Raw genomic sequence first — 15,496 nt, 5'->3', positions numbered from 1 at the left:
TTTAGAAAATATGAAGGCAATTTAAGTGAAAAATTTAGTAATAGTGGAATCACCAGCAAAAGCAAAAACAATATCAAAATTTTTAGGTCCAGATTATGTAGTTATGGCATCTATGGGGCATGTAAGAGATCTGCCAAAATCTACTTTAGGATTTGATCCAGATGATAACTTTAAACCAAACTATCAAGTAAGTGCTGATAAAAAAAAGGTCATAGCTGATTTAAAAAAACAGATCTCAAAAGATACAACAATCTACCTAGCGGCCGATGAGGATAGAGAGGGAGAGGCTATTGCTTGGCATTTGATTCCTGCACTTAAAATTGAAAAAAATCCAATAAAAAGAATAGTTTTTCACGAAATTACAAAAGATGCAATACTTAAAGCCTTACAAAATCCAAGAGATGTGGATCAAAATCTTGTAGATGCTCAACAAGCAAGAAGAATACTAGATCGTGCTGTTGGATATGAGCTTTCACCACTATTGTGGAAAAAGGTGAGATATGGTTTAAGTGCTGGAAGAGTTCAAAGTGTAGCTGTTAAAATAATTGTAGATAGAGAGAATGAAATTAGAGCTTTTGTTCCTGAAGAGTATTGGAAAATAAAAGCAGATTTTATAAACCCTGAACTTTCAAGCGAATTAGCAAAAAAAGATGGCAAAAATATCAAAGTAAAAAATGAAAAAGAGACAAGAGATATTGAAAACTCTTTGAATAGTGGTTCATACAAACTTGTAGATATTGAAGAGAAAGAGAGCACTAGAAATCCAGCTCCGCCATTTACAACTTCAACACTACAACAAGAAGCAAGTAGAAAAATAGGTCTTAGTGTTGTTCAAACTATGATGATAGCTCAACAGCTATATGAAGGAAATGTTGCAAATATTCCAAATCATACAGGTGGTTTAATAACTTATATGAGAACTGACTCATTAAACTTATCAACTGTTGCAACAACTGCTGCTAAAAAAGTTATTGAAGATGAGTATGGAAAAGATTACTCACTAGCAAAACCAAGAGCTTTTAAATCAACAGCAAAAGGTGCTCAAGAGGCTCACGAAGCTATAAGACCTGTTGATATGAGTCTAAAACCATCTGATGTAAAAGCATATTTAGATCCTTCTCAATATAGACTTTATAGTTTAATTTGGAAAAGAACAATAGCTACTCAAATGGCTACTGCAAAAATTGCAAATACAACATATAAAATAGAAGCAGGAAAAAATAAAGAGTTTGAATTTCAAACAAAAGGTCAAAGAATTATTTTTGCTGGATTTATGAAAGCTTATACAGAAGGTAGTGATAATCCTGAAGCTGCACTTGATAGTGCTGAAAAAATATTACCAAATATCAAGATCGGAACAGTTTTAGAGATAGAAAATTTAAGTAGTGAACAAAACTTTACAAAACCACCTTCAAGATACACTGAAGCTTCTTTGGTTAAAAAACTTGAGAGTGAAGGAATAGGACGTCCTTCAACTTACGCTCCAACAATTTCAACTATTCAAGCGCGTGAGTATGTAGTAAAAACCGAAGATAAAAAATTAGCTCCAACACCAACAGGAGAGATTGTAAATAGTTTTTTAACTGATCACTTCTCAAACATTATTGACCTTGGATTTACAGCGCGTATTGAAGAGCAGTTTGATGATATAGCCGAAGGTAAAAAAGCTTGGGTTGATGTAATGAGAAGCTTTTATGGTGATTTTAAAGAGACTATAAAAGATAAAGAGGAGAATATTAGTAAATCTGATTATTCACAAGTAAGAGAGCTTGGAATTGACCCAAAATCTGGAAAACCTGTAAGTGCAAGAGTTGGAAGATTTGGACCTTTTGTTCAAATTGGTACAAAAGATGATGAAGAGAAACCAAAATTTGTGGCAATTCCTGAAAAACTAAATATGGATACTATTACACTTGAAGAAGCACTATTTTTATTCAATCTTCCAAGAGTTGTTGGAGTTGATGATAGTGGAAATGAGATTAAAGCAAATATTGGAAGATTTGGTCCATATTTACAAGTTAAAACAAAATATTATTCACTAAAAACTGATGACCCTTATACGGTAGATGAGCAAAGGGCAAAAGAGATTATAAAAGAGATTGATGAGGCTAAAAGTAAAGCCTTAATAAAAGAGTTTGAAAAAGAGAAAATTCAAGTTTTAGATGGACAATATGGACCATATATAAAACAAGGTAGAAAGAATTTCAAAATACCAAAAACAAAAGAGGCTTCAAATCTTACTTTAGAAGAGTGTTTGGAAATAATTGAAAAAGATAGTAAGGGGGTTAAAAAACCTGCTAGAAAAACAGCTTCAAAAAGTACAACTACAAAAAAAACTACTAAGGCTAAAAAAGAGTAGATGAAAATAGCCATTGTCTCAGATAGCCACTTTAAAGTAGATTATTTAAAGAGTGCTATTGAATTTTTAAAAAAAGAGGATTGCGAGTATCTAATTCATGCAGGAGATATTTGCACAGTTGATTCTTTAGAAGTTTTGAAAAATTGTGGATTAAAATATATTTGTGTTTTTGGAAATAATGATAAAAATCTTTATGAATTTAGCAACAACTACAATATAAAAAAAGAGCCATATTATTTTAAAATAGAAGATAAAAGTTTTAAACTTATGCACCTTCCAATGCACTTAACTCCCGATACAGATATCATAATTTTTGGTCACACGCATGAGTTTAGTTACGAATATATCAATAAAAAACTATTTTTAAATCCTGGTGAAATTTGTGCTAGGGAAAAAGAGTTTATAGAGTGTGCAAAACTAGAGATTAATGCAAATGAGTATATAATCACAAGATATTTTAAAAAAATAGATGAAGATAATTTTATGAAAGAAGAGTTTAGATATGAACAATAATGAAGAGATTTTTTTATGTGCTATTTGTAATGTTGAAAGCGGTACTTGCAACGAAGATTGCAAATTTTGTACACAAAGCGTAAAATATAAAGCCGATATTCAAAGATATAAACTAAAAAGTATTGAACAAATTGTAAAAGAGGCAACAGTTGCAAGAGCAAATGGAGCTGTTGGATTTTGTTTGGTTACTGCTGGAGCTGGTCTTACAGATAAAAAAACAAAATTTATTGCAGAGGCTGCAAAAGCTGTTAAAGCTGCAAATTTAGGATTAAGATTAATTGCTTGTAATGGTATTGCAACTGTTGAGCAACTAAAAGAGCTAAAAGCTGCTGGGGTTGATAACTATAACCATAATTTAGAGACTTCAAGAGATTTTTATCCAACAATCTGTACAACTCACACATGGGATGAGAGATACCAAACTTGTCTAAATGTAAAAGAGGCTGGATTAAAACTTGTTTGTGGTGGAATTTTTGGAATGGGAGAGACTCAAGAAGATAGAGTATCTATGCTTGAAGCTATAAACTCACTTGATCCTATGAATGTACCTTTAAACTTCTTTCACCCAAATGAAGCTCTACCAATAGTTGAAAATTCAATTGATATTGAACAAGCTTTTGAGTTAGTAGAACTTGCTAGAAAAATGATTCCAAATGCACATAAAATAATGGTTGCTGGTGGAAGAGAGTTAATGTTTGGTGATAGACAATATGAGATTTTTAAGCGTGGAGCAAACGCTTTTGTAATTGGAGATTATCTTACAACTGCTGGAAAAACTCCAAAAGATGATGTTGAAGCACTTGAAAAACTTGGTTTCAAAATTGCTAAACATATGCATTTAATGCCAGACGAAAAATAGAGTTTTTTAAACTTTTTCCTTTATATATTTAAATATAAGTAATAAAGGAAATCCCAATTTTTTTTTAGATATAATCGTAGCAAAAAAATTTAATTTAGGAGACCTTGTGGTATATATTGACAATATTTATGCTGATGAAGTTATGGATTCAAGAGGAAATCCAACTGTTAGAGCAACTGTAATTTTAAGTGATGGTACAAAAGCAAATGCAATAGTTCCAAGTGGTGCAAGTACAGGAAAAAGAGAAGCCCTAGAGTTAAGAGATGGGGATAATAGATTTTTAGGTAAAGGTGTTCTAAAAGCTGTTGAAAATGTAAATACAAAAATTGCAGATGAGTTAATTGGACAAAGTCCATTTAATCAAGCTGAAATTGATGCAATTATGAAAGAAATTGATGGAACAAACAACTACTCAAACCTTGGAGCAAATGCTGTTTTAGGTGTTTCTATGGCAGTAGCACGAGCAGCTGCAACTTCACTTAATATGCCACTTTATAGATATCTTGGTGGAGCAAATGCTATGACTATGCCAGTTCCTATGTTTAATATTATAAATGGTGGAGAGCATGCAAATAACTCTGTAGATTTTCAAGAGTATATGATTATGCCAACAGGTTTTGAAAACTTCAATGAAGGTTTAAGAGCAGTTGCAGAGATTTATCAACACCTTAAAAAAATTATTGATGCAATGGGTGAAAGTACAGCAGTTGGTGATGAGGGTGGATTTGCTCCAAATTTAAAATCAAACGAAGAGCCAATTTCAGTTATTATGAGTGCAATTGAAAAAGCTGGATATAATGCTGGTGAGCAAATATCTATTGCTCTTGATGTTGCAGCTAGTGAGTTAATTGATGAGAAAACAAAAAAATATGTTTTAAAAGGTGAAAATAGAGAATTAACTTCAGCACAGCTTGTTGATTATTATGCTGATTTATGCTCTAAATATCCAATTGTTTCAATTGAAGATGGTTTAAGTGAAGATGATTGGGATGGATGGAAAATCCTAACTGAAAAACTTGGAAACAAAGTTCAATTAGTTGGAGATGATCTATTTGTTACAAATGCAGCTATTGTTGCTGAAGGTATTAAAAAACAGATTGCAAATGCAGTGTTAATCAAACCAAATCAAATTGGAAGTGTAAGTGAAACAATGCAAACAATCAGACTTGCTCAAAGAAATAACTACAACTGTATTATGAGTCATAGAAGTGGAGAGAGTGAAGATGCATTTATTGCTGATTTTGCTGTTGCATTAAATTGTGGTCAAATCAAAACAGGAAGCACAGCAAGAAGTGATAGAATTGCAAAATACAATAGACTTCTTGAAATTGGTTCAGAGATTGCTTATAGTGAATATTTAGGGAAACAACCTTTCTCTAAAAAATAATGAAAAAACTAAGTGAGAAAGCAAGATTTATAGTTTTTGCCACATTTTTGGCACTATTTACAATATTTCTTGCATATCACTTTGCAAATCTTCTTTTAGTTGGAGATAATTCTCTTAAAGTTTATAATTCATTAAAGTATAAAAAAGTATACTTAGAGAGTGAAAATTTACGCCTACAACAAGAAAATGCTAGATTACAAAAAGAGTATTTTGAACTTAAAAACTTGGAGCCAGAAGAATGAAAAAATTACCTAAAATTTTGTTATTAGCTGTTTTAACAATCTCATTAGAAGCTAGGGAAAACCCTTTTTCAAATTATAATGAAAATGTTGATAATAGCCTAGAGATTAAAGAGTCTATTCAAGAAGAGATGTATATTCAAAAAATCCAAAAAGAGATTGATGAAAAAACTTCACCAAAAGAGAAAGTAGCACCAGTTGTAAAAAAACCTGAAGAGAAAGTTGTTACTAAAAAAGAGCTTGATGCAATAATTTCAAAAACAAACAAACAAAATGAACAAAAAGCTAAAGAGCTTGAAAATATTAAAAAAGAGCTTGAAAATATTAAAAAAGAGCCAGAACAAGTTGTTTTTGTAAAACCTAGAGCAGATGTACTTAGTGAAGATGAAACTACTCAAGAGAGTGTTAGAACATTTAGTATTGAAAAAACTGTTTTACCTTTTTTAAAAATATCAATTGCTGATAATAAACTTCATATTATGACTGATTATAAGGTTACAAAAAAGTTTAACCTTGATAAAGAGAATAAAATTGTATTTGATTTCAAAGCAAAAACTGACTTTGCAACACAAAGAGAGACTTTTTTGGATACAAATTTCAAAAGCTTAACAGTAGGAAATCATAAAAATGCAGGTTTCTTTAGAGTTGCTGTAGAACTTAGCGATAATCCATCTAAATACAATGTAGATGTAACTACGGGAAATATTACAATCTCTTTAAAGTAGATAGATAAAACTATCTACTTTTGTTTTAAAAACATATTCAAATTTAAATGTATAATATCAAGTGCAGCTGGTGTAACTCCAGATATTAAACTTGCATTATATAAAGTTGGTGGTCTATGCTTTTCAAGTTTCTCTATAACCTCATTTGAAAGCCCTGGAAGTCCTTTGTAAGAGAAGTTTTCAGGTATATTTAGTTTTAGCATTTTCTTCATTTTTTCTATCTGTTTTTGTTGCTTTTGAATATATCTATAATATTTCGCTTCTACAATTATTTGCTCTTTTAAATAATCATCAAGCTCTTTTAAACTAGGAACCAAAATATCTAATTTTTCAATATCTATTGTATTTCTTCCTATTAAATCAACCAGTAAAACCTTATCATTTATTTTCTCTTCGCCAATAGATTCTAAAAGTTCCAAAGTCTCTTTTTTAGAAGTTATCCAAGTATTTGCCATATAATTAATTGCATCTTCAAGAACTTTTCTTTTGTTTTCTACTTTTGCAAATGTTTCATCATCTATAAGTCCTAATTCATGACCATATTGGCTAAGTCTTATATCTGCATTCTCTTCTCTTAAAAGAAGTCTATACTCAGCACGGCTTGTAAACATTCTATATGGTTCGTGCGTTCCTTTTGTAACTAAATCATCAATTAAAACACCAATATATGCCTCATCTCGTCTTAAAATAAAAGGCTCTTTATTATCTATTGTTAAAGATGCATTTATACTTGCCATCAACCCTTGAGCAGCAGCCTCTTCATATCCTGTTGTTGCATTTATCTGTCCAGCATGATAAAGATTTTTTATCTTTTTTGTTTCAAGTGTGTGTTTTAACTCTGTTGGATCAACATAATCATACTCAATAGCATATCCATATCTTATAACTCTTGCATTCTCTAAACCTTTTACGCTAGCAATCATTTGCTTTTGTATCTCAATAGGAAGTGAACTTGACATACCATTTATATAATACTCCGTACACTTAGCAGTTTGTGGCTCTAAAAATAGTTGATGTCTCTCTCTTTCACTAAATCTTTTAACTTTATCTTCAATACTAGGACAATATCTTGGACCTGAACCTTGAATTTGTCCTGTATAAATTGGAGCTCTATGAAAATTTGCAGCAATTAACTCATGAGTGCTTAAATTTGTATAAGTTACATAACAAGGGTATTGTGTAGGATTAAAATCTTTTTTTGATGTTCTAAATGAAAATGGTGTAGGTTTTACATCGCCACCGTGAGTCTCCATTACTGAAAAATCAATACTATTTGCATCAAGTCTTGAAGGTGTTCCAGTTTTAAGTCTTCCTACATTTAATCCGAGCTCTTTTAGTTGAATTGAAAGAGTAGTAGATGGCAACTCCCAAGCACGACCAGCTTCATAAGTATTTTCACCAATGTGAATTAAACCTCTCATAAAAGTTCCAGTTGTAAGAATAGTTTTTAAAGATCTAAACTCTTCTCCAAGTTTTGTTTTTACTCCTAAAACTTCACTATTTTCAACTATTAAAGAAGTTACTTCATCTTGATAGATGTCCAAGTTTGGTGTGTTGTGACAAACTTTTCGCATATACTCTTTATACTCATCCATATCAATTTGAGCCCTTGTTCCTTGAACAGCAGCTCCTTTTGAGCCATTTAAAACTCTAAATTGAATTCCTGAGGCATCTGTACAAAGTCCCATCTCTCCACCAAGAGCATCAAGCTCTTTTACAAGATGTCCTTTTGCTAAACCTCCAATTGCAGGATTACAACTAGCCGCTCCAATTTGCTCAACTAGCATTGTTATTAATAGTGTTTTTTTACCAAGTCTTGCACCTGCTAATGCTGCTTCAATACCAGCATGACCAGCACCAACAACGATTATATCGTATTGCATTTAATTTTCCTTTTTAAAGAGTATTAGAATTTTTAAATAAGAGTTAAAATTAGCTTCTTATGAATTTTTGGCTATTATAACCAAATTTTATCTAAAGGTTTTTTAAGTGTTTACAGGTTTAATAAGAGAGATGGCAAAGGTTGAGAGCTTTTCAAATAATATTTTAACTCTAAAAGCAGAATATATACCTAAAATTGGAGATTCTATTGCTGTAAATGGAGCTTGTTTAACTGTTATAAAAATAGGAAATAAAAATTTTAGTGTAGAGTTATCTCCTGAAAGTAGTTCTATTTTAGCACTAGAAAATTATAAAAATGAAGTTCATATAGAACCAGCAATGCAAATGGGCGATAGATTTGAAGGTCATATTGTTCAAGGACATATTGATTGTGTTGGAACAGTTGAAAAAATAGATAAAAATGGTAATTCAACAGATTTTTATATCAAAGTACCTAAAGAGTTTTTAAAATATATGATTCCAAAAGGTAGTGTTGCAATTGATGGTGTATCACTAACTATAAATGAAGTTTTAAAAAGTAGTTTTAGACTTACAATTATTCCTCACACAATTCAAAATACACTTTTTAGAAATTATAAAGTAGGAAGTAAAGTTAATATTGAAACAGATATGTTTGCTAGATATATTTATAATATGTTTAATAAAAAAGATAATCTATCGTGGAGTGATGTTGATAGAATTATGGCAGCTTACTAATCTAAAATTTCCTCATAAGTGTAAAAAAATCTTTTTTCAAGAGGTTTTGCATAAGGCTCTATTGTAGCTACTTTCATATCAGGATACTCTTTTATCTCAACAACTTTTCCAACTCTAAGTCCTTCATAAAAGATATTATCAAGTCCAGATGTTATTACCTCATCACCAATATTTATATTTGCCCAAATTGGTATAAATTTAACTTGTAAAAGTTTATCATCACTCTGTTTTGATGTTAAAATTCCAGAACTTTTGCTATTTCCAATAAAAACTGCATATGTACAATCTTCATTTCCATTTAAAAGTCCAATATTTTTAGCTCCTCTTTTTAAAGCTATCCCAGCAGCATAATTTTCAGAGATTAAACCAACTATTTTTTCATCTAACTCTTTATCAATTAAAACAGTTGTAAAGTCATCAAAATTTATATAAGACAAAACTCTTACAATATCAATTTTTGCATTTATATTTGGTATTTCAACATTTATTAAAAACTCTTTTAATGAATCTATTTTTGAAATTGTTGATTCATATAGATATTTATACTCTTTTAATTTTAAATTTTCAGATTGAAGCTCTTTTATTAAAGCTTCTTGATTAAAATGGTTTTTAATATTTTGAGAAAAATTTATATAACCATTTATATAAGAGTTTTTTAACCCTGCAAAAAATCCAAACTGTTTTGAAATATACTCATCTACTTCAAACAAATAGATTAATCCTGCAAAGATAAATAAAGATAGAAATAAAAATCTCTTCATTTAGAAATTAGTTTTTCATCTCTTCTATAATTTTTAATAGTTCTGGCTCATCTAATACTTGACTTGTACCATATGCAACAGATAAAAGTGGCTCTTCTGCAATTCTTACTGGAATCTTTACAATCTCAGATAGGTATTTATCAATTCCTCTAATCAAAGCTCCACCGCCTGTTATTATAATTCCATTATCAACAACATCTCCAGCTAAATCAGGTGGCATATTTTCTAAAACACTTCTAATTGCACTTGCAATCTCTTTTAGAGGCTCTTTTATAGCAATTCTAACACCTTCACTTCCTAACTCAATAGTTGAAAGATAGCCAGAGTGGTCTTTACCTTTAATTTGAATTTTAAGCTCAGGTTCTAACTTAACAGCAGCTCCTACTTCTATTTTAATAGTTTCAGCAGTTCTCTCACCAATAAATAGATTATAGTTTTGTCTTACATACTCAACAATAGATCTATCTACTTTATCTCCACCAACTTTTACACTTTTACATAAAACTAATCCACCTAAAGATGTAACACCAATCTCAGTTGTTCCACCACCAATATCAACAACAACATGACCATCTGGATCACTTACTGGAATTCCAGCTCCAATAGCTGCTGCCATTGGCTCTTCAACTAAAAATACCTCTCTAGCTCCTGCACTCATAGCCGACTCTTCAACAGCTTTTCTCTCAACTTGTGTAATTCCATAAGGAATACAAATAATTACTCTAGGTCTAATAAATGATTTTCTTGAATGAGCTTTTTCGATAAAATATCTAATCATTCTCTCAGTCATCTCAAAATCAGCTATAACTCCATCTTGCATAGGACGAACAGCTTGAATATTTAGTGGTGTTTTTCCAAGCATTCTTTTAGCTTCTTGACCTACAGCTAAAATTTTATCTTTCCCTTGTTTATCAACTTGAACAGCAACAACAGAAGGTTCATTTATAATAATACCTTTACCTTTTACAGAAACAATAGTGTTAGCAGTTCCTAAATCTATCGCCATATCACTTGAAAAAAATCCGATTAGTTTATCTAAAATCATTTGTTATCCTTTGCTTACTTTTGGTTCTTCCTCTTTTAGAATAACCTTTTTTGTAATTGTAATTTTTTTATTTTTAAATTTTGGAAGGTCAAACATAATATCAAGCATAATATCTTCCAAAATTGACCTAAGTCCTCTAGCCCCTGTTTTTCGTTTTATTGCTAAATCAGCAAGTTCAAGTAAAGCATCTTTATCAAACTCTAAATCTACCTTATCCATAGAGAAAAGTTTTATATATTGTTTGATTAAAGCATTTTTTGGTTCAGTTAAAATATGAACCATATCCTCTTTTGAAATCTCATTTAAAGTTGCAATCATATGCAATCTTCCAATAAGCTCAGGAATTAAACCATATTTTACTAAATCATCTGTTTCAACTTTTGAAATAAGCTTGTCTGCATCTGATTTTGTTTTTTTATCTTGATTAAATCCTAAAACATTAGAACCCTGTTTTCTTCTAATAATATCTTCAAGCCCATCAAAAGCTCCACCACAAATAAATAAAATATTTGTTGTATCAACTTGAAGTGAGTCTTGTCCTGGATGTTTTCTACCACCTTTTGGAGGTACATTTACTATAGCACCCTCAACTATTTTTAAAAGTGCTTGTTGAACTCCCTCTCCTGAAACATCTCTAGTAATACTTCTATTTTCACTCATTCTTGCAATTTTATCTATCTCATCAATAAAAATAATTCCTCTTTGAGCTTTTTGTATATCTCCATTAGCAGCTTGAACTAATCTTGTTACAACATTCTCAACATCATCTCCAACATATCCAGCTTCTGTTAAACTAGTTGCATCTGCAATTGCCAAAGGAACATCAAGATATTTTGAAATTGTTTGAGCAAGAAGAGTTTTTCCACTTCCAGTAGGTCCTATTAAAAGTACATTTGATTTATTAAGTTCAATATCATCACCTAACTCATCTTTTCTAAAAATTCTTTTATAGTGATTATAAACAGCAACTGATAGAACCTTTTTAGCTCTCTCTTGTCCTATAACATACTCATCTAAAATTGCTTTTAACTCAGAAGGAGTTTTTATTTTTAGCTCTTCTGGTTTTATTTTAGTTTCACTTTTAATAGAGATATCATCTAATTGTGTATTCATAATATCGTAAGCAGCACCCACACAAGCTTTGCATATACAAGCATTATCTCCAGTTATTATTGGATTTGCTTTTGTATCATTTGCTCCACAAAAATCACAAACTATTTTACTCATTTTCACTCTTTAAATTTCTCTCAAAAGGAATTCCTCTTTTTGTTTCAATTATAAAACTTGCAAGTTTTTTAACTAACTCATTTGAATCATTTTCAAAAAGATTTTTAGCAGCCTCTTGAAGTGGATTTCCCATACTAAATAGAACTTTATAAGCATGTTTTAAAGCATTTATATCATCTTTATTATCTAATCTTCTTCTAAGTCCAACTAAGTTTAAACCTTTAATTGTTGCTTTATTTCCCTCTGCTAAACAAAATGGTGGAATATCTTGAGCAACAGCACTAGCTCCTCCAACCATAGCTTGTGTTCCTATTTTACAAAATTGATGAATTGGTGTTAATCCACCAACTACAACAAAATCTTCACACTCAACATGACCAGCAAGCGTTGCTCCGTTTGCAAATATACAGTTATCTCCAATAATACAATCATGAGCCACATGAACATAACCCATAAATAAATTATTACTTCCAATAATAGTTTTAATATTTCCAGTAACTGTTCCTGGATTAAAAAGTGTAAACTCTCTAATTTTATTGTTATCACCAATTATTAGCTCAACCTCTTCTTCATTGTTAAACTTTAAATCTTGAGGAATTGATCCGATTGAAGCGTGAGAAAATATATGGTTATTTTTTCCAATTGTTGTTTTTCCAGTTATTAAAGAGTGAGAATCCACTATTGTTCCATCACCAATAATAACATCTTTGCCAATTATTGTATATGCACCAATTGTTACATTGTTCCCTAGTTTTGCACCATCTTCTATAATGGCAGTTTTGTGAATATTATTCATTTTATTCCTAATTATTTATCAACAATCATTGCTTTAAATTCAGCTTCAGCTGTAAGTTTACCATCAACATAAGCTTTACCTTCAAAAACCATTAAAGTACTCTTCATCTTTATTGCTGTTAATTCATAATCTAATCTATCTCCAGGACGAACAGGATTTCTAAATTTAGCCTTGTCAATACTCATAAAATAGATAACTTTATTTTTAAGCTCTTCATCACTTAAACCTGAACTTTTTAGTGCTAAAACTCCACCGCATTGTGCCATACCCTCAAGAATCATAACACCTGGATAGATTGGATGACCTGGAAAATGTCCTTGAAATGCTGGTTCAGAAATAGAGATATTTTTATATCCTTTTATAACTTTTCCCTCTTCCATATCTGTAATTCTATCTACTAATAGTAGTGGGTATCTATGTGGTAAAATCTCTTGAATTTGCATAATATCAAACATATATTTATCCTAAAAATTGAAAATTGCTAAAGATTATATCTAAAAGAAGTTTAGTTTTTTATAATCTTTGCAACATTTTGAGAACTTCCCTCTTTTAAATAATCTTTTAAAAGCTTAGAGTTTTGAAAAAAATCTTCTTTATTCATATTTTTATAGTCATTTAATAAATTTTCAACAGTTACATTTTTTTGTAAAAATTCGCTATGAAGTGGTCTATTGTACATTTTTTCAAAAAATATATTTGCAAGACCTACATAAGGAAGTTTTACAAAGATTCTTCCAATAAAAAAATCTAATTTTTTTGCAATATAAGCAAGAGTAAAAGGAGTTCCAATTAGTGCTGCTTCAAGTGTGGCTGTTCCACTACAAATAAATGCATATTCAGCTTCTAAAAGTGATTTGTGAGCATCTTTTGATATTGTGAATTCGCTAATATCTCCATAAATCTCTTTTATATAATTATCATCAAATTTTGATGGAATTACTAACACATACTCTTTGTTTGGAATATGTTTTATTAACTCCTTAAATATAGGCATTAAGTTTTTTATCTCTGTTTTTCTACTTCCAGCCATAAATACAATTTTTTCTGTTTTTAAAAGCTCTTTTTTAAACTCTTTTATCTCATCCAATAAAGGATGCCCTACATAAGTTATTTTATCTTTATTACTATATAACTCACTTTCAAAGGGAATAATAGAACAAAGCTTTGAGCAAGTTGCTTCTAAAATTTTAACTCTTTTTCTTTTCCAAGCCCATGCTTGTGGAAGAATATAGTAAATAATCTCTTTATTTGGATAAACCTCTCTTAATTTTTTTGCCAATGGAAGATTAAATCCACTACTATCCATCAAAAGAACTTTGTCGCAATCTTTTGCTAACTTTACAAGCTCATCTCTAAGACGAAAAAAGAATCTGAGTTTTTTTAAAGCATCAACTATTCCCATAATTGCCAAATGACTTAAATCATAAAGAGGATTTCCTAAATCTTTATCAAAAACACCAACAAACTCTACACTATCATCTAAATATTTTTTTAACTCTTTTAAATGAACATTTGATGATGCTTCCATTGCACTTACTAAAATTTTCATATTATCTCCTCTTTTATATCTTCATAAATAATACTATTTATAAAAATCTCATATTTTTCATCAATAATTTTATCAACAACAATCAAAGCACTTAAATCAAAAGGATTGTTTAATATCTTATTTCTAACTATAATCTCATCTTCAAATTTAAGTGGATTAAATATCAACTCTTTTGTTGATTTATATCTACTATTTGAGATTTCATTAAACTTATCAATAGTAATAATTTTCACTTCATCTTTAACTAAATAATTAATTCCATCTTTTACATAATCTATTTTTGAACTTGTTTGATTTTTATTTATTGTTGAATAGGCAAAAATATAAGAGGAGATAGGCTCATTATTTACTACAACTTTTCCACTTAGTAATCTATAGTTTAAAAATCTTTGTTTAATTATTTTATACTCTTTATTGCTCTTTTCAAACTCATCTCTTTTTTTATATAGCTCTAATCTTTGTTCAATTGATTCTGGTAAGATTTGATTTGAAATAGGATTAAACATCTCATCCATAATCTTTTTTTGATGCTCTCTTTGAGAAGATAGTCCAAATAGACATCCACAATAATTTTGTCTATAAAGACTATTCTCTTTTACTCTTAACCCTTGAATCTGAGCTCCATTTCCACTTCTGTAATCTTTAAAAATAAACTTTATACCTGTTTTGTTTTCTAAATAGTTTCCAATAATTTCAAGCTTTTCTTGAGATTTCTTTGGAGATATCAACAAAGTAGTAGTAAAACTACTTTCACCTAACTCAATAGCTTTATTTACACTGTTTTCAAGCCTATCATCATAACAAACAGTACATCTATCTCCTTTTTCAGGAAGATGCTCCATACCTTTTACTTTTTTTAACCACTCTTCAAGGTTATATGGTCCTTCAATAAGTGTAATTCCTAATTTTTTACAAGAGTATTCAACATCTAAATATCTAAGTCTATATTCACTATATGGATGAATATTTGGATCATAAAAGTATCCAATAAGCTTCTCATTTGGAAACTCTTCTTGAATTCTTTCTAAAAAATAGTGGCTATCCACAGAGCAACAAATATGTACTAACAATTTTGTCCTTTTTTTAAAATAAGGTATAATTATAGTTAAAAAAATTTTAATAAAGGGTTTCTTATCAAAAATATCATCAAAATATCTCTTATTGCTTCAATATTTACAGCATGTAGTATAAAAGAGCCTCAAATATCATCAAATAGTGTAACAATACTTTTTAAAACTCCAAATATAAAATTTCATGATAGAGGTTTTATTTATAAATATAAGAACTATACTAAACTTCAAGTATTTAGTTTGGGAAATTTAATTTTTGATGTAGATATTTATAATGATAAAATTTGTAAAGGTGTTTTTAAATGTCAAGATTTAAAGAGATTTAATAAAGAGAATTTAAATGAAGAGTATGAAAATAGTTTTTTAAA

At 29.8% G+C, this 15,496-nt stretch carries 15 protein-coding genes; 7 read left to right on the top strand and 8 right to left on the bottom strand.

Annotation, left to right across the window (positions count from 1 at the left end; translation table 11 throughout):
- The first annotated feature begins 25 nt into the window (after positions 1 to 25).
- The 6 genes from topA (at position 26) to WC168_RS04235 (ending at position 6,082) form a co-directional block, all read left to right on the top strand.
- A complete protein-coding gene (gene topA, locus WC168_RS04260) occupies positions 26 to 2,359 on the top strand; it encodes a type I DNA topoisomerase (protein WP_372617717.1) in 2,334 nt (777 codons plus the stop codon).
- Positions 2,360 to 2,872 carry a YfcE family phosphodiesterase gene (locus WC168_RS04255; RefSeq protein WP_372617715.1) on the top strand — a complete coding sequence of 171 codons (513 nt, stop codon included), beginning with the start codon at positions 2,360 to 2,362 and terminating at the stop codon, positions 2,870 to 2,872.
- Positions 2,862 to 3,731, top strand: a complete 870-nt coding sequence (locus WC168_RS04250; RefSeq protein ID WP_066162227.1) for a biotin synthase — start codon at positions 2,862 to 2,864, stop codon at positions 3,729 to 3,731. Before WC168_RS04255 ends, WC168_RS04250 begins: the two co-directional genes overlap by 11 nt.
- A gap of 106 nt (positions 3,732 to 3,837) precedes the next feature.
- On the top strand, positions 3,838 to 5,118 hold the full coding sequence (gene eno, locus WC168_RS04245) for a phosphopyruvate hydratase (RefSeq protein WP_372617713.1): 1,281 nt from the start codon (positions 3,838 to 3,840) through the stop codon (positions 5,116 to 5,118).
- Positions 5,118 to 5,360, top strand: a complete 243-nt coding sequence (locus tag WC168_RS04240; RefSeq protein ID WP_066162230.1) for a septum formation initiator family protein — start codon at positions 5,118 to 5,120, stop codon at positions 5,358 to 5,360. Before eno ends, WC168_RS04240 begins: the two co-directional genes overlap by 1 nt.
- Complete coding sequence (locus WC168_RS04235; RefSeq protein ID WP_066162232.1) at positions 5,357 to 6,082, top strand: AMIN domain-containing protein; 726 nt, start codon at positions 5,357 to 5,359, stop codon at positions 6,080 to 6,082. The genes WC168_RS04240 and WC168_RS04235 overlap by 4 nt, the downstream gene beginning before the upstream one ends.
- A 14-nt stretch (positions 6,083 to 6,096) precedes the next feature.
- On the opposite strand, the gene mnmG is transcribed toward WC168_RS04235, so the two are convergent.
- Positions 6,097 to 7,965: a tRNA uridine-5-carboxymethylaminomethyl(34) synthesis enzyme MnmG gene (mnmG, locus tag WC168_RS04230; protein WP_372617711.1), complete on the bottom strand. Its 1,869-nt coding sequence runs from the start codon at positions 7,963 to 7,965 to the stop codon at positions 6,097 to 6,099.
- 106 nt (positions 7,966 to 8,071) lie between these two features.
- Here mnmG and ribE point away from each other — a divergent pair, with 106 nt between their 5' ends.
- Positions 8,072 to 8,680, top strand: a complete 609-nt coding sequence (ribE, locus tag WC168_RS04225) for a riboflavin synthase (RefSeq protein WP_066350483.1) — start codon at positions 8,072 to 8,074, stop codon at positions 8,678 to 8,680.
- Here ribE and mreC read toward each other — a convergent pair.
- Genes mreC through WC168_RS04190 form a run of 7 tightly spaced genes read right to left on the bottom strand, consistent with a single transcriptional unit; the run spans position 8,677 to position 15,128 of the window.
- The gene (mreC, locus tag WC168_RS04220; RefSeq protein ID WP_066355797.1) at positions 8,677 to 9,441 is read right to left on the bottom strand and encodes a rod shape-determining protein MreC; all 765 of its coding nucleotides are present in this window, start codon (positions 9,439 to 9,441) and stop codon (positions 8,677 to 8,679) included. The two genes, ribE and mreC, sit on opposite strands and share 4 nt — an antisense overlap.
- A gap of 7 nt (positions 9,442 to 9,448) precedes the next feature.
- Positions 9,449 to 10,486, bottom strand: a complete 1,038-nt coding sequence (locus WC168_RS04215; RefSeq protein WP_109065686.1) for a rod shape-determining protein — start codon at positions 10,484 to 10,486, stop codon at positions 9,449 to 9,451.
- A gap of 3 nt (positions 10,487 to 10,489) precedes the next feature.
- Entirely contained in the window at positions 10,490 to 11,713 is a 1,224-nt protein-coding gene (gene clpX, locus WC168_RS04210) for an ATP-dependent Clp protease ATP-binding subunit ClpX (protein WP_066162245.1), read from the bottom strand.
- Positions 11,706 to 12,509 (bottom strand): acyl-ACP--UDP-N-acetylglucosamine O-acyltransferase, encoded by an 804-nt coding sequence (gene lpxA, locus WC168_RS04205; RefSeq protein ID WP_066162248.1) that lies wholly within the window; start codon positions 12,507 to 12,509, stop codon positions 11,706 to 11,708. Before lpxA ends, clpX begins: the two co-directional genes overlap by 8 nt.
- Before the next feature lie 11 nt (positions 12,510 to 12,520).
- A complete protein-coding gene (gene fabZ / locus WC168_RS04200) occupies positions 12,521 to 12,964 on the bottom strand; it encodes a 3-hydroxyacyl-ACP dehydratase FabZ (protein ID WP_066162250.1) in 444 nt (147 codons plus the stop codon).
- A 50-nt stretch (positions 12,965 to 13,014) separates the two neighbouring features.
- Complete coding sequence (gene lpxB / locus WC168_RS04195; protein ID WP_279135691.1) at positions 13,015 to 14,058, bottom strand: lipid-A-disaccharide synthase; 1,044 nt, start codon at positions 14,056 to 14,058, stop codon at positions 13,015 to 13,017.
- Entirely contained in the window at positions 14,055 to 15,128 is a 1,074-nt protein-coding gene (locus WC168_RS04190) for an epoxyqueuosine reductase QueH (protein WP_279135694.1), read from the bottom strand. Before WC168_RS04190 ends, lpxB begins: the two co-directional genes overlap by 4 nt.
- Positions 15,129 to 15,496 lie beyond the last annotated feature (368 nt).

The organism is Aliarcobacter sp. (assembly GCF_041672065.1).
Taxonomy (GTDB): Bacteria; Campylobacterota; Campylobacteria; order Campylobacterales; family Arcobacteraceae; genus Aliarcobacter; species Aliarcobacter skirrowii.
The sequence above is the reverse complement of the archived record's forward strand: the minus strand, read 5'-3'. Positions and strand labels throughout refer to the sequence as shown.